We start from the raw sequence: 19,455 nt of genomic DNA on the forward strand, positions 1-19,455 counted from the left end.
TCTCCAGTTAGGTAGCCGTACGGTTTCAACGCACCAAAAAGGTGCCATAGGGCTATTCGGACCCGTCGGGAACGCGGATGGGTCGGCACCGGCCGGGGGCCGTGCTTAGCCCGAGTGGCGGGCGCCCAGACGCTGCACGGCCAGCGCAAGCCACAGCTGCACACGGTCCGAGGTCTGAGCCGGGTCGTAGCCGGTGAGTTCGGTGATCTGGGCAAGCCGGTAGCGGACCGTGTTCCGGTGCAGCGTGAGCTCCTCGGCCACGGCCGCCACCGAGCCGTTGTTGTTCAGGTAGCTCTCGAGCGTGGGCAACAGCTCGGCGCCGTGGGCGGCATCAAAGCTCCGGAGCGGGTTGAGGGACTCGTTCGCCATGTCCGCCAGCGGCACATCCTCGCTGGCCAGCAGCAGCGAGGTTAGGCTCAGCCGCTCAGGTTCGTTCACGGGCAGGCCGTGGCTTGCCGCGTCACGGGCCTCGAAATAGCTCCAGCGCAGCCCGTTGGGTTTTGTGTAGGCTCCGCCGATCCCGATCGTCGCGTGGATTCCGGCTTCGGCCAGATGATCGCTGAGGCTGCGGGCCAGGGCCCCGGCGCCGGAACCGTCGTCGGGGACCACGGCCACCAGATCCTTGCCGACGACGGCGCTGATCGACCCTTCCAGCGGCTGCGGCAGGGAGGAGGTGACCAGTTGTTTGGGGTGGGCGGCCGATTCTGCCAGCAGCACAACGTTCCTGCGGGTGCTGTTGATGCCGATTCCGGCCAGCCGCCGGGTGGCCTCATTGGCCTCCAGGGTCCCGTGGATTACATCCTCGAGGACCTGGCCCGCCAGCGCGCGCTGGGACTGCCGCTGTTTGACCATGTTGTTGAGCTCGACGCTGATCAGGTTCTGGGCATAGCCCACAATCCCGGAGTCCTCAAACGGCTGCCGCACCCACAGGGTGCAGGCGTCGCGGCGGCCGGTGGGAATCGGGAAGGATGCCCAGCCTTCGGCGCTGGGCGCCGCGTGACCGGGCTCGCTGCTGTAAAGCTGCGCGGTGAACTGGGTCAGCACGATCTCTGTCCGCAGCATGGATCCGAGGTGCTTGAGCAGTTCGGCGAGGCCGCCGCCGGTAAGCAGGGCGCGGGCCAGGATCTGGTGCCCGGCAATGAGCCGTTCCAGCTTGGTGAAATGGTCGGCGGACTGGGCATCGGCGACCAGCTTGCCGATCGCAATAAACGGCGTCTCATACGGGACCGCCACCACCGGCAGGCCCCACCGGTTGGCTTCGGCGATCAGTGCCTGCGGCACGGCCTCGTGCGTCAGGCCGATCCCAAAGCCGATGCCTACCGCCCCGGCGCGCTGGACCTGACGGACGAAGCGGCGCTGTTCCGGGGCGCTTTTGAGGCGCATGCCGGTGGTGAGGACCAGCTCGCCGCCGTTGAGGAACCGCTGCGGATCTTCCTGTTCGGTAACGGCCACCCAGGCAATGTCCTGGTGCCAGGTGGTCTCGGCGAGGCCGGCCTTGGCGAGTTTGAGGGACGGAACCCCCAACAGAGCAGCGAGTGAAATGGCCATAACTTCAGGATAACCGGGGGCTGGGCAAGCGCACTAAAATCACGCTGGAATGGTGTGCAGGTGACTATTCCCTGGTGTGCACCGCTGGCATAGGCTCGGAGCAGTCTCATTGGGTCCTTTCAGCGTGAAAGAGGTTGTACACCGTGGTTCAAACCTTGCAGAACTTCATCAACGGCGAGTTTGTTACCCCGGCCGGAACCGGGGTACTGGACATCGTCAACCCCACGAACGGGGACGTCGTTGCCATCTCCCCGATTTCGGTCCAGGCCGACGTCGACGCCGCGATGACCGCCGCGAATGATGCCTTCAAGACCTGGAAGCATGTGACGCCGGGCCAGCGCCAGCTGATGCTGCTTAAGCTCGCTGATGCCGTCGAGGCCAACAGCGACGAACTCGTCGAAGCACAGCACCGGAACACCGGACAGGTCCGGTCCCTGATCGCCGCCGAGGAAGTTGCCGCCGGGGCGGACCAGTTGCGGTTCTTCGCCGGTGCCGCCCGCATTATGGAGGGCAAGTCCGCCGGAGAATACTTCGAGGGCCACACGTCCTACGTGCGGCGCGAACCTATCGGCGTAGTCGCGCAGGTTGCACCCTGGAACTACCCGTTCCTGATGGCGATCTGGAAAATCGGGCCGGCCCTGGCCGCGGGCAACACCGTGGTACTCAAGCCTTCGGACACCACGCCGGAATCCACCCTCGTGCTGGCCCGCCTCGCCGGCGGCATCTTCCCGGCGGGCGTGCTTAATGTTGTGCTGGGCACCGGCGAGACCGGCGCCCTGATGGTCGAGCACAAGGTCCCCGGCCTGGTCTCGATCACCGGCTCCGTCCGCGCCGGCATCGCGGTCGCGTCCGGTGCCGCGAAGGGCCTCAAGCGCGCCCACCTGGAACTTGGCGGCAAGGCCCCGGCCATCGTGTTCAAAGACGCCGACCTGAAGAAGAGCGCCGCGGCCATCGCCGAATTTGCGTTCTTCAACGCCGGCCAGGACTGCACCGCGATCACCCGCGTCCTGGTCCAGGAAGACGTCCACGACGACGTTGTTGCAGCCATGGTCGAACACACCAAGACCCTGCGCACAGGTTCTCAGAACGATGAAGAGAACTACTTCGGCCCGCTCAACAACGTCAACCATTTCAACGCCGTCACCGCAGTTGTGGACCACCTGCCGGCGAACTGCCGGATCGAGACCGGCGGCCACCGGGCGGGTGAGAAGGGATTCTTCTTCGAGCCCACGATCGTCACGGGCGCCAGGCAGAGCGATGACATTGTGCAGAAGGAAACGTTCGGCCCGGTCATCACGGTGCAGAAGTTCAGCACCGAGGACGAGGCCGTGGAGCTGGCCAACGACGTCGACTACGCCCTCGCCTCCAGCGTTTGGACAACCGACCACGGCACGGCCATGCGCGTCAGCCGGGACCTTGATTTTGGCGCCGTCTGGATCAACACGCACATCATGCTCACCGCCGAGATGCCGCACGGCGGCTTCAAGCACTCCGGCTACGGCAAGGACCTCTCCATGTACGGCGTCGAAGACTACACCCGCATCAAGCACGTGATGAGCGCGCTCGACGCCTAACTCACCCGCCCGCCCGGCTTAGCCCCCACTTCACGCTTAGAAAGGCTTTCCCATGACCATCACCGCACATGACATCACGTACCGTCTGGAGCAAAAGCGCCGCGTCCAGGCCGACTTTCCGGGACCCAAGTCCCTCGCCCTGACCGAGCGCCGCAAGGCCGTCGTCGCTGCCGGCGTCGCCTCCAGCGTCCCGGTCTTCGTTGCCGATGCCGACGGCGGGATCATCCACGACGTCGACGGCAACTCCTTCATCGACCTCGGCTCCGGCATCGCCGTAACTTCCGTCGGCGCCTCTGACCCGGCCGTCGTCGGCGCGGTCAAGGAAGCCGTGGAGCACTTCACCCACACCTGCTTTATGGTCACCCCCTACGAAGGTTACGTCGCCGTCGCGGAGCAGCTGAACCGACTCACCCCGGGCGACCACGAGAAGCGCACCGTGCTGTTCAACTCAGGTGCCGAAGCCGTGGAAAACGCCGTCAAGGTGGCACGCCTGGCCACCGGCCGTGACGCGGTCGTCGCGTTCGACCACGCCTATCACGGCCGGACCAACCTGACGATGGCACTGACCGCCAAGGCCATGCCGTACAAGACCAACTTCGGCCCGTTCGCGCCCGAGGTCTACCGGATGCCTATGAGCTACCCCTTCCGCGAGGAAAACCCGGGGATCACCGGTGCCGAGGCCGCCAAGCGCGCCATCACGATGATCGAAAAGCAGATCGGCGGGGACCAGGTCGCCGCGATCATCATCGAACCGATCCAGGGCGAGGGCGGCTTTATCGTCCCGGCCGAGGGTTTCCTGCCGGCTCTTGCCGCCTGGGCCAAGGACAAGGGCATCGTCTTCATCGCCGACGAAGTCCAGTCCGGCTTCTGCCGCACGGGTGAATGGTTTGCCGTCAACCACGAAGGCGTTATCCCGGACATCATCACCATGGCCAAGGGCATTGCCGGCGGCATGCCGCTCTCCGCGATCACCGGCCGGGCGGAGCTGCTGGACGCCGTCCACCCCGGCGGCCTCGGCGGCACCTACGGCGGCAACCCGGTGGCCTGCGCTGCGGCGCTGGCGTCGATCGGCTCGATGGAACAGTACGGCCTGAACGCCCGGGCCAAGCACATCGAGGGGATCGCGCTCGGCAAACTGCGCGAACTCGCCGCTGAACAGCCAGTGATCGGTGAGGTCCGCGGACGCGGTGCGATGCTGGCGATAGAACTTGTCCAGGCCGGCTCCAAGGAGCCGAACCCGGAGCTGACCAAGGCCGTCGCCGCAGCCTGCCTGAAGGAGGGCGTCATCATCCTGACCTGTGGCACGTACGGGAACGTTATCCGCCTGCTGCCGCCGCTGGTCATCAGCGACGAGCTCCTGCTGGACGGACTCCAGGTGCTGGCCGCCGCCGTCAAGGCGAACGCTTAACGGATCCGGCCCGCCGGACAACAACCCCGGCCGGACAACAGCAGGGCCCCGGACCACGGTCCGGGGCCCTGCTGGGTTAATCCGGGCCGCGCCCGGCGTCGGATCGGAGCGTTGCCGGGCGCGGCGCCAAATCCCGCTGACCATCCCGGCCAATTCGGGTCCTGCTGGGCTAGAGTCGTTCCTACCACTGCAGGAACGCAGACCGGCCGACGTCGCCCGGGACCCCCGGAGCAAGGCTGGCTTCTGCCACAGACCCATAAGGGGTTCATACATGCGATACGTAGTCGGCTACACTCCCAGCGAACGCGGCGCTGACGCCGTGGCCCTGGCCTCCGCCATGGCCCGCGCCCAGGGCGCGCACCTTGACCTGGTCTACGTGGTGGACCGGCGAACGCCCTATGTCGCGATGAACCCTGAGGGCAGCCGTATCAGCGCAGCCGAGCAGGAAGTACTCCGGGCCGAACGGGAGGGCCTGTCCCTTGTACCCAAGGACATCGAGGCCCGGTTCCATGTCCGCCAAGCCGATTCGCACGCCGCAGGCCTCATCGACGCGGCCCTGGAATACAGGGCCGGCCTGATCGTTGTTGGTGCCGCCAGCGCCGGGCTGTTTAAGCGTTACACCATCGGCAGTGCTGCCAACGCCCTGCTCCATGCCTCTCCGGTTCCGGTGGCGCTGGCCCCGCGCGGTTACCGCCGGACCGAAGCGATCACGCGGCTGACCCTCGCGGTGGGCCAGCGCAGCGGGGCGGATGCGGCGATCGAGGTGTCGATCGAATCCGCTGAACGCCGCGGCGTCCCGCTGCGGCTGGTTTCCCTCGTGGAACTCGACGCCGAAGGGATCGGCGGCGAAAACATCAATGCGGCGCACGTGCATGCCAATACCGTTCTCACCGCGGCCGCCGGCCGGCTGCCGGCGGGGCACCAGGTAAGCGTTGAAGTTGCCCACGGGCGCTCCATTGAGGAGGCGATCGACGACCTCGAATGGGACGAGGGCGAGATCCTGATCGTGGGCTCCTCCCGCTTGGCGGAGAAGAATAAACTGTTCATTGGCAGCACGGCACACAAAGTACTGTTGGCCCTGCCGGTTCCCATGGTGGTGGTCCCGCGCGACTACGTACGGGTCAACACCAGCCCTACGGACTAACACCTGGCCCGGCCCGCCGCAGCCAGAGCCGTCGCGGGCCGGGGCCGGCCGCTAGCTGTGCCGTTTGCCCAGAACCGCCCAGTAGGCCGGGATCGTGACGCCGGAACCGCCGTCCTGCATGGGTGCTGTCTCCAGGGTTGTCGCGCCGTCCGCAAACACCGTCCAGTGCCCGGCAGGGAACGCCCGGCCCCGTTGCTGTGCACCAAAATGGCCCGGTTTAGGAAGGGTCGCGATGGCCTGCCTCAGGGGCGCGGGGATGGCACGTCCGGTGGCACCCAGCCCGCGCAGATAGTCGAGGGCCCCGCCGGGGACGTTCGACTCGACCAGGTAGATCCGGCCGTGGGTTCCCAGCAGCGGTTCGATGGCCCGCGCCAACGCAGCCTGGCGGCGTGGGCTCAGGACATGGAACACACCGCGCACAAAGACGTTTGCTTCGCCCAGATTGACTGCAAGGCCAGTGACGGCTTCCGGGTCCGTAGCGTCCAGGACAACGAATCTGAGGTGCGGCACCCCAGCGCTGGCCGAGGTGGCGGCGGCCACGGCTCCGGGCGAAACGTCGGCTCCGACGACTGCGGGAAACAGCTCGGCGAGCCGCCGGGACGGGGCCCCGGTGCCACAGCCGAGGTCGACGATTGGGAGCCCGGTATCCAGCAGACCGGCCAGACGAGCAAGGTGCTGGCCCATTTCTCCCTCCGCGTTGGCTTCCCAGATGACGGCCTCACGCAGCGAACCTGCCGCAACACCGCGCCAAAATTCGTCCCAGAGGCTATTAGGGTGCCGGGGGAACCTGAGGGACAGGGCGGCCACCCGGACCACAAGCCGAAGGGTGTCGGTGGATTTGGCCAGTGCATCCGGCAGCCGGACCATTACGTTGGTGCGTCCGCTCGGCGACGTCCCTGGCCCTCCCGGCTGCCGGCCGGGGACGCGAAGCAGTGCAGATCACCGGCGGCAAGAAGTGCCGTCATATCAGCCACCGCAAGAGGCCGGCTGAAGAAATAGCCCTGCCCGAATTCGCACTTCATTTCCTTGAGCTTCTCTGCCTGTTCCCGGTGCTCGATTCCCTCGGCTACGGCGCCAAGGCCCGCCGAGTGGATCAACTGCAGGATTGCAGCGACGAATTCTTCCTGTTGGCTGTCCTGCACCAGGCCATCGATGAGTGACTTGTCGATTTTCGCGTGCAGGGCCGGCAGGGTCCGCAGGTAGCTGATGGACGAATAGCCAGTGCCGAAGTCGTCAATCTCCAGGGGAATGCCGAGCCCGGTGAGCGCTTCCATGGTTCGGGAGACTTCCGGTCCGCCGCTCATGATCGCCGTTTCGGTTATTTCGATCGCGAGATGTTCCGGCACCACCCCGTACTTCGCGAGCAGGCCTTGGACGTACCCGGCCAGGTCGCTGTGGTGGAGTTCCACAGCTGACAGGTTGACATGGATGCGGAAATCTTCGGGAAGGCCCGGTGCGGTCCGCCAGCGGCCGGCCTGTGCGATGGCCTGGTCCAATACCCAGCGGCCTATTTCCACGGTCAGGCCGCTTTCTTCCGCCGAGGCGAGGAACGAAGCGGGCGCCAGCAGCCCCCGGCTCGGATGCCGCCAGCGGATCAGGGCCTCGGCTCCGGCGACACCGCCCGTGCGCAGGTCGACGATTGGCTGGTAGTGCAGCTCAAACTCGCCGGCGGCGATCGCGGTCCGTACTTCCGTGACGAGATGGACCCGCGCCTTCGCGGTCTCGTGCATGGCCGGGGAAAAAACCTGCAACTTGTTGCGGCCCAGTTTTTTCGCCTCGTGCAAGGCAATGTTGGCGTCCCGGATGAGTTCGTCGGCTCGGAGCCCGGACTCGCCGAACCTTACGCCTGTTCCTGTCGTGACGTTTACGGTGATTCCGCCCGCCGGGATGGCTGCCTCGGTGGCCGTCACGAGGCGGGCGGCGAGCTGCAGCACGGACTCGGGGTCGCAGTCCCTGACCAGCACGGCGAATTCGTCTCCGCTGAGCCGGGCCACAAGATGCTGCCCGTCGGCGGCGGACCTCAGGCGCCGGGCGATTTCCACCAGGACGCTGTCCCCCGCAGCATTTCCCAGGCTGTCGTTGACCAATCTGAAGGCATCCAGGTCCACCAGGATCAGCGCGGGCGGGCGGCAGGATTCCCCGGCCGCAAGGGCGGAGCGGGAGATTGTCTCCCGCAGCAGCGACCGGCTCGCCAAGCCTGTCAGTTCATCGGTGTTGAAGACCCGGCGCAGGTCCGCCTTGGCGTCTTCCAGCAGCGCCGTGCGTTCGGCGACCCGGACTTCCAGGCTGTCATACATGCTTTGGAGCTCTTCGGCGAGCAAATTGATGCCGGTAGTGACGGCATCAATGCCGTCCCGGGCAGGGGAAGTCTCCAGCCGGTTCGACAGATCCCCGGAGGAGAGGACGACGATGCCTGCTACCAGTTGTTCGAGCCGCCAGTCGTCGTTACTCGCGAGCATCGGCCCGCGTCATCAACCAGTTGACAGCCTCATCCTGGCTGGTGAAGAACTTCGTCGGAACCGGTGCCGCGTGGACGCCGAGGAAAAAATTGGCAAGGACACGGTCAACGGGGGAGGAACCAAGCAGGGCGATGGCCGACGCGTCGCAGGGTCGCGAAAACACGGCCCTCGCCGGCCTGCTCACAGAATTTGTGGTGGCCATATCGATCAGGAGCGGACGCGGCAGCCCCCGGCACAGTTCGTTAACACGGTCCATGGCCAACTGGGCGCCGGCGCCGTCGATGCTGACCCCCCGCCGCCAGACGAGCCGCAGAATGCCGCCGTGGTCGAACTCAAGGGATTCGATCAACGACCCGCCTGGGGTTTCAAAATCCCGGTCAGGCACGGGCATACCTCAGCTTCCAACTTAATGCGTCCAATGCCATGACAATAACGCACCGGAACACCCATCGCGAGCATCGGCCCGGCCCCCGCCGGCCCGTGGCGGGTCCCCAGGTTCCGGGATCAGGCAGCCGCGCGCGCCCGTTTGCGCAGTACGGAGTTCTTCCGTGCGGTCAGCAGCATGTCCACCGTCAGTACCAGCAGCGCCAGCCACACCACGCCGAAACCGATCCAGCGGTCTGTGGTCATGGGTTCGTGGAACACGGCGAGTGCCACGATGAACTGCAGCACGGGGGCGAAGTACTGCAGCAGGCCGATGGTCGTCATCGGCAGGCGCCTGGCGGAGGCTCCGAAGAACAGCAACGGCACGGCGGTAATGATGCCCGAGGCGGCGAGGAGCCAGAAGTGCCCGGACCCGTTGGTTGTCAGCGTCGCAGCGCCGGTCAGCGCCAGGACGATCAAGGCGGCCGCGGCCACCGGCGCCAGCACAATCGTCTCGATCGAGAGGCTGGTAATCGCATCAACGCGTGGACCGACGCGCTTTTTGACGAAACCATACAGGCCAAAGCTCAGCGCAAGAGTCAACGCGATCCACGGCAGTTTGCCGTAGGAGACCGTGAGGACGCCCACGGCGATGAAACCGATTCCGACGGCGGACCACTGCAGCGGCCGCAGCTTCTCTTTGAGCACCACCACACCCAACAGCACCGAGACGAGCGGGTTGATGAAGTACCCCAATGAGGCTTCAACGGCCTGTCCGGTGGTTACGCCGTAGACATAGGTCAGCCAATTGACGGCGATCAGCACAGCGGCCATGACGAGCGGGAAGATGATGGTGCGGTTCCGGAAGGCGGCCGCCAGGACCCGCCAGGAACGGGTGACAGTGATCAGCAGGACGCAGAAAATAAGCGACCAGAGCACCCGGTTCGCCACGATCTCCACCGCACCGGCGGGCTGCAGCAGGAAGAAGTAGAGCGGCATCAGCCCCCACAGGCCGTACGCGCCGATCCCAAAGACAATTCCCGCCGTGGTGTCCGTGTCTACTGCCTTGAGAGCTGCCGGGGCATGCTGCGGGGCACCCCCGCCGGGGGCAGCAGCGCCCCTGGTCGTCAGAGACGTGGGGGCGGGGGATCCATCGGGGGTAGGCACAAGATCAATAACACCACCTCCAGGGCCGGTATTCCTGCTTTCGGCTCCGATGCCTGCAGCGCCGGGCCCGGGATTCCTGGGACGTTGGTCACCGGGGCACCCGGAGGCGGCCGAGGACATTTAGAATGGAAGACTGTGCGCTGCATGAGCTGGCGCCGTCGCTAAGACTCAGAAGGGCTTCCGGTGTCCAACTCGGCCGAAACCACGTCCAAACGTCCGCTCCGCGTTGCGATTGTCGGCGCCGGCCCGGCCGGCGTCTATGCTGCTGACATTCTCACCAAGTCCAACGAGGTCAAGGACGGCGACTTCGAGGTCAGCATCGATCTTTTCGAAGCCTACCCGGCCCCCTATGGCCTGATCCGCTACGGCGTCGCCCCGGACCATCCCCGGATCAAGGGGATCGTCAACGCCCTGCACAAGGTCCTGGACCGCGGCGACATCCGTTTCCTCGGGAACGTCAGCTATGGCCGCGACCTGACCCTGCACGACTTCAGGGCCTTCTACGACGCGGTGATTTTCTCCACCGGAGCCGTCAAGGACGCGGAACTGGATATCCCCGGTGTGGGCCTTGCGGGATCCTTCGGCGGGGCGGACTTCGTTTCCTGGTACGACGGCCACCCGGATGTACCGCGCGACTGGCCGCTGGAGGCCAAGGAGATCGCCGTGATCGGCAACGGCAATGTGGCCCTCGACGTCGCCCGGATGCTGGTCAAACACTCCGACGAGCTGCTTGTGACGGAAATCCCGGACAACGTCTACCAGGCGCTCAAGAACTCCCCGGTCACGGATGTGCACGTCTTTGGCCGCCGCGGACCGGCCCAGGTGAAGTTCACGCCGCTGGAACTGCGCGAGCTCTCGCACGCCCGGGACGTCGATATTGTCCTTTACCCGGAGGACTTCGAGTTCGACGACGCCTCGGACGAGGCGATCCGCGGCAACAACCAGATCCGCACCATGGTGAACACCCTCACGAACTGGCTCGTCGAGGAACACACCGCAGCGCAGGAGCCATCTTCCCGCCGCCTGCACCTGCATTTCCTGCACAGCCCGGTGGAGGTCCATGATGACGCAGCACGGCCCGGCGAGGTTACCGGCATCACGTTCGAACGGATGGAGCTGGACGGCACCGGAAACGTCAAGGGCACGGGGGAGTTCCTGGACTACCCGGTCCAGGCCGTCTACCGCGCGATCGGGTACCACGGCTCGCCGTTGGACGAACTGGAGTTCGACGCCCGCCGCGGCGTCATCCCCAACGAGGGCGGCCGTGTGCTGGACTCCGACGGCAATCCGGTGCCGGGCATCTACGCGACGGGCTGGATCAAGCGAGGCCCCGTGGGCCTGATCGGCCACACCAAGGGCGACGCCCTGGAGACCATCGGCTGCCTGCTCGAGGACCGGCTGGGCTTGCCGCCGGCGCAAAACCCGGACCCGCAGGCGATCATCGAGCTCCTTGAAGCCCGCGGGGTCGAATACACCACCTGGGAAGGCTGGAACAAGCTCGACGCCCACGAATTGGCCCTTGGCGCGCAGTGGTCGGCGTCCGGCGAGGCCAACGGAATCGTCCGGGAGCGCGTTAAGGTGGTTCCGCGCGAGGACATGGTGCAGATCTCCCGCGACTAATCCTGCTCCACGCGGCGCAGCTCACCCCGCGACGCGCAAGAACGCTGGGGCACCGGGTGTTGCGGCGTCGAAGGCGCTTTGGCGCCCCGCCGGAGGTGGCGCCTGGTCCACGCAGTTGGCACAGGCCACGCTCCGACAGTGCCCGGGACCGGCGAGCTATGGCGGGCACTGACAACGCGCACTACACTGAGCTGGACGTGGCTGCCTTCGGCGTGGTCGCGCCTCTCCAGTGGGAGTTCAATGACGAAAGTGATCCATCCGGCGGCTCCGTTCCCGCCAGCGGGTAGGTTGCCCGCTGCGTTGCGCCAGCAGTATGCAAGCGCCGGCCATGAGCAACTGGACTCCCGGGGACGTGTGCTGCCGGCGGACCTGCAGCTCCCGGGTCTCAGCAGCCTGATCCAGGAATCTTGGCGCCGCTCAGCGGAGCTGCAGGCGAACCCGGACAACCCCGAGGCCCCCTTGGCCATGGACCTAGAGGAACTCGAAGAGTACCGCCGCCAGCATCCGCTCGCCGCCATTATGCCCGTGATCCACAAACTCCTGGTTCTGCCCAGCCACGAGAGTGGAATGCTTGTCGCCGTGGGGGACGAAGTGGGTCGTCTGCTCTGGGTCGAAGGCGATGCCGAGATGCGGCGCCGGGCCGAAGGCATGATGTTCGTACCCGGGGCCGACTGGTCCGAGGCGACGGTGGGAACCAGCGCCCCCGGCACTGCCCTGGCCCTGGGCCGCGGCATCCAGATCGCGGGCGCCGAACACTACAAACGCTCCGTGCACCCGTGGAGCTGCACGGCAGTTCCCTTCCATGATCCGGATTCCGGGGCCCTGCTGGGTGTCGTCGACATTACCGGGACGGAATCTGCCGTCGCCCCGCACACACTGTCGCTGGTCGAAGCGACGGTCGCCGCTGCCCAGGCGCACCTGCGGGTGGAACGGCTGCAGCTGGCCGCTGCGCGCCAGTCCTCGCCGGCACGACGGCGGGGCGCCGCTTCCGCCGCTTCGGGCGGGGGGCCGGCCGTGGCTTCCGGCAGCCTCTACCGCAACAGCCTCCAGCTGCTCGGCAGGGACCAGGCGCTGCTTAGTATCGACGGCCGCACTGTGGCGCTGTCGGCCCGGCATAGTGAAATCCTGGCGCTGCTCAGCACCCACCCGGACGGCCTGAACGCCGAGGAGCTCTGCGCACTGCTGTACCCCGGAAACGCCTCCACCATGACTCTGCGGGCCGAGATGGTCCGCCTGCGAAAGGTCCTCCAGCAGCTCAATCCGGACGCCGTTCCCGAGTCGCGCCCCTACCGGCTGCCGCTGGATCTGGTGCCGGACTCAGTCCAGGTCCTCAATTGCCTGCAGCGCGGCGCCCACCGGATCGCCTTGGAGATCTACCGCGGCGCCGTCCTGCCGCGCTCCGAGGCCCCCGGCATCGCCGAGCTGCGGAACCGGGTCGGTTCACTGCTCCGCGAAGCGGTCCTCACGGATGGCAGCGCCGAGTCGCTGCTGCGCTACGCCGAGCTTCCCGAGGCCAGGGACGACGTCGAGGTCCGGATCGCGGCGTTGAAGCTGCTGCCGCCGCGCTCGCCCAAACGGGCCGCGATCGTCGCTGACCTGGAACGGCTCGAGGCGGAACTTACCGCCTGAAGTGCGCTTTCGGAGCAGCGTGACCCGGGTCACGCCCACTGCAACCTGACTGCAACCTCCTGGCTCCTAGGCTGAGTGCAACGGTGGCGCCGGCAACTGGCCGCCATCAATCTTGCACAGCAAAGGAGCTAGCAATGACTGTTTACGCACAGCCCGGTACCGAGGGCTCGAAGGTTACTTTCAAGGACCGCTACGAGAACTGGATCGGCGGCGAGTGGGTTGCCCCGGTCAAAGGCCAGTACTTCGAGAACATCACCCCCGTCACCGGGAAGGCGTTCTGTGAGGTTGCCCGCGGCACCGCTGAGGACATCGAGCTTGCCTTGGACGCCGCACACAAGATTGCCCCGTCCTGGGGCAAAACCTCCGTGGCCGAGCGGGCCGCCATCCTGAACAAGATCGCCGACCGCATCGATGAGAACCTCGAGATGCTCGCCGTCGCCGAATCCTGGGACAATGGCAAACCGATCCGCGAAACCCTCAACGCGGACATCCCGCTCGCCGCCGACCACTTCCGCTACTTCGCCTCCGCCGTCCGGGCCCAGGAAGGCCGGCTGTCCCAGCTCGACGAGGACACCACCGCGTACCACTTCCACGAGCCCCTCGGCGTCGTCGGCCAGATCATCCCCTGGAACTTCCCGATCCTGATGGCCGTCTGGAAACTCGCCCCGGCCCTCGCCGCAGGCAACGCAGTGGTCCTGAAGCCGGCCGAGCAGACACCGTCCTCGATCCTGGTCTTGATGGAACTCATCGGCGACCTGCTCCCGGCCGGCGTCCTGAACGTGGTCAACGGTTTTGGCGTCGAGGCCGGCAAGCCGCTGGCCTCCAGCCCGCGGATTCGCAAGATCGCCTTCACCGGCGAAACCTCCACCGGCCGGCTGATCAGCCAGTACGCCAGCCAGAACCTCATCCCGGTCACGCTGGAACTGGGCGGCAAGAGCCCCAACATCTTCTTCAACGACGTGGCCGACACCAACGACGCGTTCTACGACAAGGCCCAGGAAGGCTTTACGCTCTTTGCCTTCAACCAAGGCGAAGTCTGCACCTGCCCCTCCCGCGCCCTGGTCCAGGAGGACATCTACGATTCCTTTATGGCCGACGCCGTGGCCCGGGTCGAGAAGATCATCCAAGGCAACCCGCTGGACACCGAAACCCAGCTCGGCGCCCAGGCGTCCAACGACCAGCTGGAAAAGATCCTCTCCTACATCGACATCGGAAAGCAGGAGGGTGCCAAGATCCTCACCGGCGGTGCCCGGGCCGAAATGCCCGGCGACCTGGCCGGCGGCTACTACGTCCAGCCGACCATTTTCGAAGGTCACAACAAGATGCGGATCTTCCAGGAGGAAATCTTTGGCCCTGTGGTCTCCGTGACCCGCTTCAGCGACTACAACGACGCCATGGGCATCGCCAACGACACCCTCTACGGCCTCGGCGCCGGCGTCTGGTCCCGCAACGGCAACGTAGCCTACCGCGCCGGGCGTGAGATCCAGGCCGGCCGGGTGTGGGTAAACAACTACCACGCCTACCCGGCGGGTGCTGCGTTCGGCGGCTACAAGTCATCCGGCATCGGCCGCGAAAACCACTCGATGATGCTGGACCACTACCAGCAGACCAAGAACCTCCTGGTCAGCTACAACGAGAACAAGCTCGGCTTCTTCTAAGCCGCACCAGTTGTGCACCTCAGCGGAAGGATGCCGGCCCACTGCACATGCCTTTGGTTACACACACGCTTTATGACGCAAGGATTTCGCTATGACGACGACAACGACGACGACGACAATGCAGGCCGCAGTAGTGACCGAATTCGGCAAGGACCTGCAGATCCAGACCCTGCCCGTCCCCGTGCCGGGCCGGGGTGAAGCGCTGGTAAAGCTCCTGACCACCGGAGTCTGCCACACGGACCTGCACGCCGCGGAAGGCGATTGGCCGGTGAAGCCGAGCCCGCCGTTTATCCCCGGACATGAAGGCGTCGGTGAAGTCGTTGCCCTCGGCGCCGGCGTGACGGACCTGGCCGTCGGCGACCTCGTCGGCAATGCCTGGCTTTGGTCCGCCTGCGGCGACTGCCAGTACTGCCGGACCGGTTGGGAGACCCTGTGTGAAGCGCAGCAGAACGCCGGCTACAGCGTGGATGGTTCATTTGGCGAGTACATGCTGGTGGACACCCGCTTCGCCGCCAGGATCCCGGCCGGCTCGGACCCCGTGGAGGTGGCTCCCGTGCTGTGCGCCGGCGTGACGGTGTACAAGGGCCTGAAGATGACCGAGGCCAGGCCGGGCCAGTGGGTCACGATCTCGGGCATCGGCGGACTCGGCCACATCGCCGTCCAATATGCGGTGGCGATGGGCCTGCGTGTCGCCGCGGTTGACATTGCCGACGACAAGCTCGCCCTCGCCAAGAAGCACGGGGCCGAACTGACCGTCAATGCCCTGCACGAGGATCCGGCCGAAGTTATCCAGCGCGAAACAGGAGGTTGCCATGGAGTCCTGGTCACAGCGGTGCACCCGTCGGCATTCGGCCAGGCGATCGGCATGGCCCGGCGCGGCGGGACGATTGTGTTCAACGGCCTGCCGCCGGGCGACTTCCCGGCGCCGATCTTTGAGATTGTGCTCAAGGGCCTGACCGTCCGCGGCTCCATTGTGGGTACCCGGCAGGACCTGGAGGAGGCGCTGGACTTCTACGCCCAGGGCAAGATCCGGCCCACGGTCTCCACCCGGGAACTCTCGGAAGTGAATGCCGTCCTCGACGAAATGAAGCACGCCAAGATCGACGGCCGTGTGGTCATCAAATACTGACGAAGGAAGAATGCTAATGTCCGGGACAAAACTCGACGCCGCAGTGACCCTTCCCGGGGAAGACTTCTCCCGGGTGGCGCTCACTCCGGCCGCGGTGGAGCTGCTGCGCAAGATGTGGCTCCAACACGGGCCGCTGATGTTCCATCAGTCCGGCGGCTGCTGTGACGGCTCCTCCCCGATGTGCTACCCCGCAGGGGAATTCATCACCGGTGACTCCGACGTGCAACTTGGCCTGTTCGACATCTCGGACGGCCTGCAGCCGCAGCCCATTGAGTTCTGGATGTCGAAGGAACAGTTCAACTACTGGAGCCACACGCACCTGACCGTGGACGTCGTTCCCGGCCGGGGGAGTGGTTTCTCGGTGGAAGCACCTGAGGGCAAACGGTTCCTGATCCGGTCAAAGCTGATGGACTGGCCGGTTTAGGCGGGCCTGGAACCGGGCGGATGATCCGCGAGCGGGCCGTGCAGCTACCCTGCGCGGCCCGCTTTCTGGTCTCACTATGCGGGATGAAAATGGCCGTCCAGTGGATGGACACTACTATGGACAGGTTGTTTCCACCCAGCTACCAAGAATGTGGACTTTGCCATGAATCTATTCCGGACCAAATCGATTGAGCAGTCCATGTCGGACGCCGAGGAACCCGGACGCAAGTTGAAGCGCTCGCTCAGCTCCTGGGACCTGATGATTATGGGTGTCGCCGTCGCTGTCGGCGCCGGTATCTTCTCGGTGGGCGCCAAGGCGGCCGCAAACTTCGCCGGCCCCGCCGTGACCCTGTCCTTCGCCATTGCCGCCGTCACGTGTGCCCTGGCCATCATGTGCTACGCCGAGTTCGCCACGGCTATTCCGGTCGCCGGCTCCGCCTACGTCTTCACCTACGCCACCATGGGCGAGTTGCTGGCGTGGATCATCGGCTGGAACCTCATCCTCGAACTGTTCACCGCCGGTGCGGTGATCGCCAAGTACTGGGGCATCTACCTCAGCAAAGTCTTCGCGCTTATGGGCGCTGACATCCCGCCGTCGATCTCCCTGGCGGGCGTGGACCTGTACTGGGGCGCCTTCCTGATCGTCGCCGTGTTTACGGTGCTGCTGGTGCTGGGAACGAAGCTGTCCGCCCGCGTCGGCAACGTCTTTACCCTGATCAAGATCGCAGTTGTGCTCTTTGTCATCGTGGTGGGCTTCAGCTACGTGAAGTTCGAGAACTACGCGCCCTTCGTTCCGGCGTCCGAGCCGACCGGGGGCACCGGCGCCGCCGACGTCATGAAGCAGTCCTTCTTCGGCTTCCTTACTGGGGCTGCCCCGGCGCAGTACGGCACGCTGGGCATCTTCGCCGGCGCCGCCCTGGTCTTCTTCGCCTTCATCGGCTTTGACGTTGTTGCCACCTCGGCCGAGGAGGTTAAGAACCCGCAGAAGACCCTGCCCCGCGGCATCTTCGGCGGCCTCGCCGTCGTCACAGTGCTGTACATCCTGGTCTCACTGGCGCTGACCGGCATGGTCTCGTACACCGAACTGGCCGTGGCCAAGAACCCGACCCTCACCACGGCGTTCGAGGCTGTTGGCAATAACGACGCGGCCAAGGTCATCGCCTTCGGCTCCCTGGTGGGCCTGACAACTGTGATCATGGTGCTGCTGATGGGCCTCTCCCGGGTGGTGCTGGCCATGAGCCGCGATGGCCTGCTTCCCCGCTCGCTGTCCAAGACCAGCACCATCCGCGCGACGCCGGTCCGGCTGCAGATCATCTGCGGAGCCGCCGTTGCCGTCGTCGCCGGACTCACCAACGTGGACCTGCTGGAGGAAATGATCAACATCGGCACGCTCTCGGCATTTGTGACGGTGAGCATCGGAGTGCTGGTGCTCCGTAAGAAGCGGCCGGACCTGAAACCGGCGTTCCGCGTGCCGCTGGGGAAGGTCCTGCCGATTGTCTCTGCAGTGCTGTGCCTGTATCTGATGACCAACCTGGCCGTGGAGACGTGGATCTTCTTCGCCGGCTGGCTCGTGATCGGTGTGATTATTTACTTCTCCTACGGCCAGCGTCACTCCCGGTTGAACGAGAAATTCGCCGAGGCCAAGGCTTCGGTTAACGGCCCCGGCGACAGGAACGCTGCCCTCACCCGCTCCTGATCAGGGAGTGGCCGGTCCCGACACAGCGAAGTCGCCGGAACCGTGCGAGTTCGCCGGAAACTTCCGACGAACTGGCACGGCTCCGGCGACTTCGGCGTTACGCGGCAGCCGCCAACAAGAGGATCAGATCTTGTTGGCTGCCTCAGCCTCGGAGCTGGCAGCGCCGGCACCCAGGTTGGCGCGCAGCTTCGCGCCGAGTCCGGCGTCGACGTTGGTCCAGTACTGGATGGCGCGTTCCTTGATCGCAGCGTTCTGCACCCCGCCGACGGCACCGGTGATGGTGTCCAGGAAGCGGGCCTTGGCTGCTTCGTCGAAGACGTCGCGGTACAGCGTGCCGGCCTGGCCGAAGTCGCTGTCCTCGGAGTGCAGGGTCGCTGCGGTGCGGATCAGGGCGCCGTCGAATTCCCAGGAACCCTCAGCGGCGCGGGCCGGGTCGGCCACGGGACCGCCGAAGGAGTTCGGCGCGTAGACGGGGGCCGTTGCCGGCTTGTAGCCGTGGCGCAGCGAGCCGTCCTGCGAGTAGTTGTTCACAGGCGAGACCGGTCGGTTGACCGGCAGTTCGTTGAAGTTGGTGCCCACGCGGTAGCGGTGCGCATCCGGGTAGGAGAACACACGTGCCGTGAGCATCTTGTCCGGCGAGATGTCGTGGCCCGGGACGACGTTCGCCGGAGACAGTGCGATCTGCTCGATCTCGGCGAAGAAGTTCTCCGGGTTGCGGTTCAGCTCGAAACGGCCGACCTCGACCAGCGGGTAGTCGGCGTGCGGCCAGACCTTGGTCAGGTCGAACGGGTTGAAGCGGTACGTCTTGGCGTCCTCGTAAGGCATGACCTGGACGTGCAGGTCCCAGCTGGGGAAGTTGCCCTCGTTGATGGCCTCATACAGGTCGCGGCGGTAGTAGTCGGCGTCGGCGCCGGCAAGCTCCCCGGCCTGTTCGTTGGTGATGTTGTGCTCGCCCTGGTTGGAGCGGAAGTGGTATTTGACCCAGAAGCGTTCGCCCGCGGCGTTCGTCCACAGGTAGGTGTGGGAGGAGAAACCGTGCATCTCGCGCCAGGAGCGGGGCAGTCCGCGGTCACCCATCAAGTAGGTGACCTGGTGGGCGGACTCGGGGGAGAGCGTCCAGAAGTCCCACTGCATGTCGGCATCGCGCAGACCGGAACCCGGCAGGCGCTTCTGCGAGTGAATGAAGTCCGGGAACTTAATGCCGTCCTTGATAAAGAACACGGGGGTGTTGTTGCCCACGATGTCCAGGTTTCCCTCGGGGGTGTAGAAGCGGGTCGCGAAACCGCGGACATCGCGCCAGGTGTCGGGGGAGCCCTGCTCGCCGGCGACGGAGGAGAAGCGGATGGCCGTGCCAACCTGGGCGCCCGGCTGGAACGCAGCTACGCGGGTGTACCGGGAAACGTCGCCGGTCACCGTGAAGGTGCCGAAGGCGCCGCCACCCTTGGCGTGGACGATGCGCTCCGGAATCCGCTCGCGGTTGAACTGTGCCAGCTTCTCGACCAGGTAACGGTCGTGCAGCGCGGTGGCACCGTCGGCACCGGAGGTCAGCGAGTGCTCGTCGGAGGCGACGGGGGCTCCGGTCTGGGTAGTGGTCGCGGTGTGCGGGATGGGCGCGGAAAGGTTCGCAGTCATCATTC

The 19,455-nt window shown here is 65.8% G+C and carries 15 protein-coding genes; 9 read left to right on the top strand and 6 right to left on the bottom strand.

Annotated elements, in window-relative coordinates; translation table 11 throughout:
• Window positions 1–105 precede the first annotated feature (105 nt).
• Window positions 106–1,548, bottom strand: a complete 1,443-nt coding sequence (locus QMG72_RS08080; RefSeq protein WP_226775682.1) for a PucR family transcriptional regulator — start codon at window positions 1,546–1,548, stop codon at window positions 106–108.
• A gap of 143 nt (window positions 1,549–1,691) precedes the next feature.
• Here QMG72_RS08080 and QMG72_RS08085 point away from each other — a divergent pair, with 143 nt between their 5' ends.
• The 3 genes from QMG72_RS08085 to QMG72_RS08095 all read left to right on the top strand — a co-directional run bounded on the left by QMG72_RS08085 (window position 1,692) and on the right by QMG72_RS08095 (window position 5,674).
• Window positions 1,692–3,122 carry a gamma-aminobutyraldehyde dehydrogenase gene (locus tag QMG72_RS08085; RefSeq protein WP_282358541.1) on the top strand — a complete coding sequence of 477 codons (1,431 nt, stop codon included), beginning with the start codon at window positions 1,692–1,694 and terminating at the stop codon, window positions 3,120–3,122.
• 52 nt (window positions 3,123–3,174) lie between these two features.
• Complete coding sequence (gabT, locus tag QMG72_RS08090; protein WP_282358540.1) at window positions 3,175–4,530, top strand: 4-aminobutyrate--2-oxoglutarate transaminase; 1,356 nt, start codon at window positions 3,175–3,177, stop codon at window positions 4,528–4,530.
• Between the two features lie 271 nt (window positions 4,531–4,801).
• Complete coding sequence (locus QMG72_RS08095) at window positions 4,802–5,674, top strand: universal stress protein (protein ID WP_226776173.1); 873 nt, start codon at window positions 4,802–4,804, stop codon at window positions 5,672–5,674.
• A 51-nt stretch (window positions 5,675–5,725) separates the two neighbouring features.
• Here the strand turns inward: QMG72_RS08095 and QMG72_RS08100 are convergent, their stop codons facing one another.
• From QMG72_RS08100 to rarD, 4 genes are all read right to left on the bottom strand, one after another.
• Window positions 5,726–6,541 carry a class I SAM-dependent methyltransferase gene (locus QMG72_RS08100; protein ID WP_283480241.1) on the bottom strand — a complete coding sequence of 272 codons (816 nt, stop codon included), beginning with the start codon at window positions 6,539–6,541 and terminating at the stop codon, window positions 5,726–5,728.
• Entirely contained in the window at window positions 6,541–8,133 is a 1,593-nt protein-coding gene (locus QMG72_RS08105) for a putative bifunctional diguanylate cyclase/phosphodiesterase (protein ID WP_283480242.1), read from the bottom strand. Before QMG72_RS08105 ends, QMG72_RS08100 begins: the two co-directional genes overlap by 1 nt.
• Window positions 8,120–8,524, bottom strand: a complete 405-nt coding sequence (locus QMG72_RS08110; protein WP_226776176.1) for a DUF7793 family protein — start codon at window positions 8,522–8,524, stop codon at window positions 8,120–8,122. The genes QMG72_RS08105 and QMG72_RS08110 overlap by 14 nt, the downstream gene beginning before the upstream one ends.
• A 113-nt stretch (window positions 8,525–8,637) precedes the next feature.
• Complete coding sequence (gene rarD, locus QMG72_RS08115) at window positions 8,638–9,663, bottom strand: EamA family transporter RarD (RefSeq protein WP_282358532.1); 1,026 nt, start codon at window positions 9,661–9,663, stop codon at window positions 8,638–8,640.
• A gap of 183 nt (window positions 9,664–9,846) precedes the next feature.
• Between rarD and QMG72_RS08120 the strand changes: the two genes are divergently transcribed.
• From QMG72_RS08120 to QMG72_RS08145, 6 genes are all read left to right on the top strand, one after another.
• Window positions 9,847–11,283 carry an FAD-dependent oxidoreductase gene (locus QMG72_RS08120; protein WP_226774174.1) on the top strand — a complete coding sequence of 479 codons (1,437 nt, stop codon included), beginning with the start codon at window positions 9,847–9,849 and terminating at the stop codon, window positions 11,281–11,283.
• A 240-nt stretch (window positions 11,284–11,523) separates the two neighbouring features.
• Window positions 11,524–12,912 (top strand): helix-turn-helix domain-containing protein, encoded by a 1,389-nt coding sequence (locus tag QMG72_RS08125; protein WP_226774175.1) that lies wholly within the window; start codon window positions 11,524–11,526, stop codon window positions 12,910–12,912.
• A 134-nt stretch (window positions 12,913–13,046) separates the two neighbouring features.
• A complete protein-coding gene (gene exaC / locus QMG72_RS08130) occupies window positions 13,047–14,570 on the top strand; it encodes an acetaldehyde dehydrogenase ExaC (protein WP_226774176.1) in 1,524 nt (507 codons plus the stop codon).
• A 118-nt stretch (window positions 14,571–14,688) separates the two neighbouring features.
• A complete protein-coding gene (adhP, locus tag QMG72_RS08135) occupies window positions 14,689–15,699 on the top strand; it encodes an alcohol dehydrogenase AdhP (RefSeq protein ID WP_226774182.1) in 1,011 nt (336 codons plus the stop codon).
• 16 nt (window positions 15,700–15,715) lie between these two features.
• Window positions 15,716–16,123: a DUF779 domain-containing protein gene (locus tag QMG72_RS08140; protein ID WP_226774177.1), complete on the top strand. Its 408-nt coding sequence runs from the start codon at window positions 15,716–15,718 to the stop codon at window positions 16,121–16,123.
• 162 nt (window positions 16,124–16,285) lie between these two features.
• On the top strand, window positions 16,286–17,818 hold the full coding sequence (locus QMG72_RS08145; protein ID WP_283480243.1) for an APC family permease: 1,533 nt from the start codon (window positions 16,286–16,288) through the stop codon (window positions 17,816–17,818).
• A gap of 123 nt (window positions 17,819–17,941) precedes the next feature.
• Here the strand turns inward: QMG72_RS08145 and QMG72_RS08150 are convergent, their stop codons facing one another.
• Entirely contained in the window at window positions 17,942–19,450 is a 1,509-nt protein-coding gene (locus QMG72_RS08150) for a catalase (protein WP_226774179.1), read from the bottom strand.
• Window positions 19,451–19,455: the final 5 nt, after the last annotated feature.

The sequence above is a fragment of the Pseudarthrobacter sp. PH31-O2 genome (assembly GCF_030063265.1).
Classification (GTDB): Bacteria; Actinomycetota; Actinomycetes; order Actinomycetales; family Micrococcaceae; genus Arthrobacter.

What these genes read in the sequence shown, in the direction of transcription:
- QMG72_RS08140 (WP_226774177.1), top strand. Translation starts at nt 15,716, where the DNA reads ATGTCCGGGACAAAACTCGACGCCGCAGTGACCCTTCCCGGGGAAGAC.
- QMG72_RS08100 (WP_283480241.1), bottom strand. Translation starts at nt 6,541, where the DNA reads ATGGTCCGGCTGCCGGATGCACTGGCCAAATCCACCGACACCCTTCGG.
- adhP (WP_226774182.1), top strand. Translation starts at nt 14,689, where the DNA reads ATGCAGGCCGCAGTAGTGACCGAATTCGGCAAGGACCTGCAGATCCAG.
- QMG72_RS08080 (WP_226775682.1), bottom strand. Translation starts at nt 1,548, where the DNA reads ATGGCCATTTCACTCGCTGCTCTGTTGGGGGTTCCGTCCCTCAAACTC.
- exaC (WP_226774176.1), top strand. Translation starts at nt 13,047, where the DNA reads ATGACTGTTTACGCACAGCCCGGTACCGAGGGCTCGAAGGTTACTTTC.
- QMG72_RS08125 (WP_226774175.1), top strand. Translation starts at nt 11,524, where the DNA reads ATGACGAAAGTGATCCATCCGGCGGCTCCGTTCCCGCCAGCGGGTAGG.
- QMG72_RS08105 (WP_283480242.1), bottom strand. Translation starts at nt 8,133, where the DNA reads ATGCTCGCGAGTAACGACGACTGGCGGCTCGAACAACTGGTAGCAGGC.
- QMG72_RS08150 (WP_226774179.1), bottom strand. Translation starts at nt 19,450, where the DNA reads ATGACTGCGAACCTTTCCGCGCCCATCCCGCACACCGCGACCACTACC.
- QMG72_RS08095 (WP_226776173.1), top strand. Translation starts at nt 4,802, where the DNA reads ATGCGATACGTAGTCGGCTACACTCCCAGCGAACGCGGCGCTGACGCC.
- gabT (WP_282358540.1), top strand. Translation starts at nt 3,175, where the DNA reads ATGACCATCACCGCACATGACATCACGTACCGTCTGGAGCAAAAGCGC.
- QMG72_RS08145 (WP_283480243.1), top strand. Translation starts at nt 16,286, where the DNA reads ATGAATCTATTCCGGACCAAATCGATTGAGCAGTCCATGTCGGACGCC.
- QMG72_RS08110 (WP_226776176.1), bottom strand. Translation starts at nt 8,524, where the DNA reads ATGCCCGTGCCTGACCGGGATTTTGAAACCCCAGGCGGGTCGTTGATC.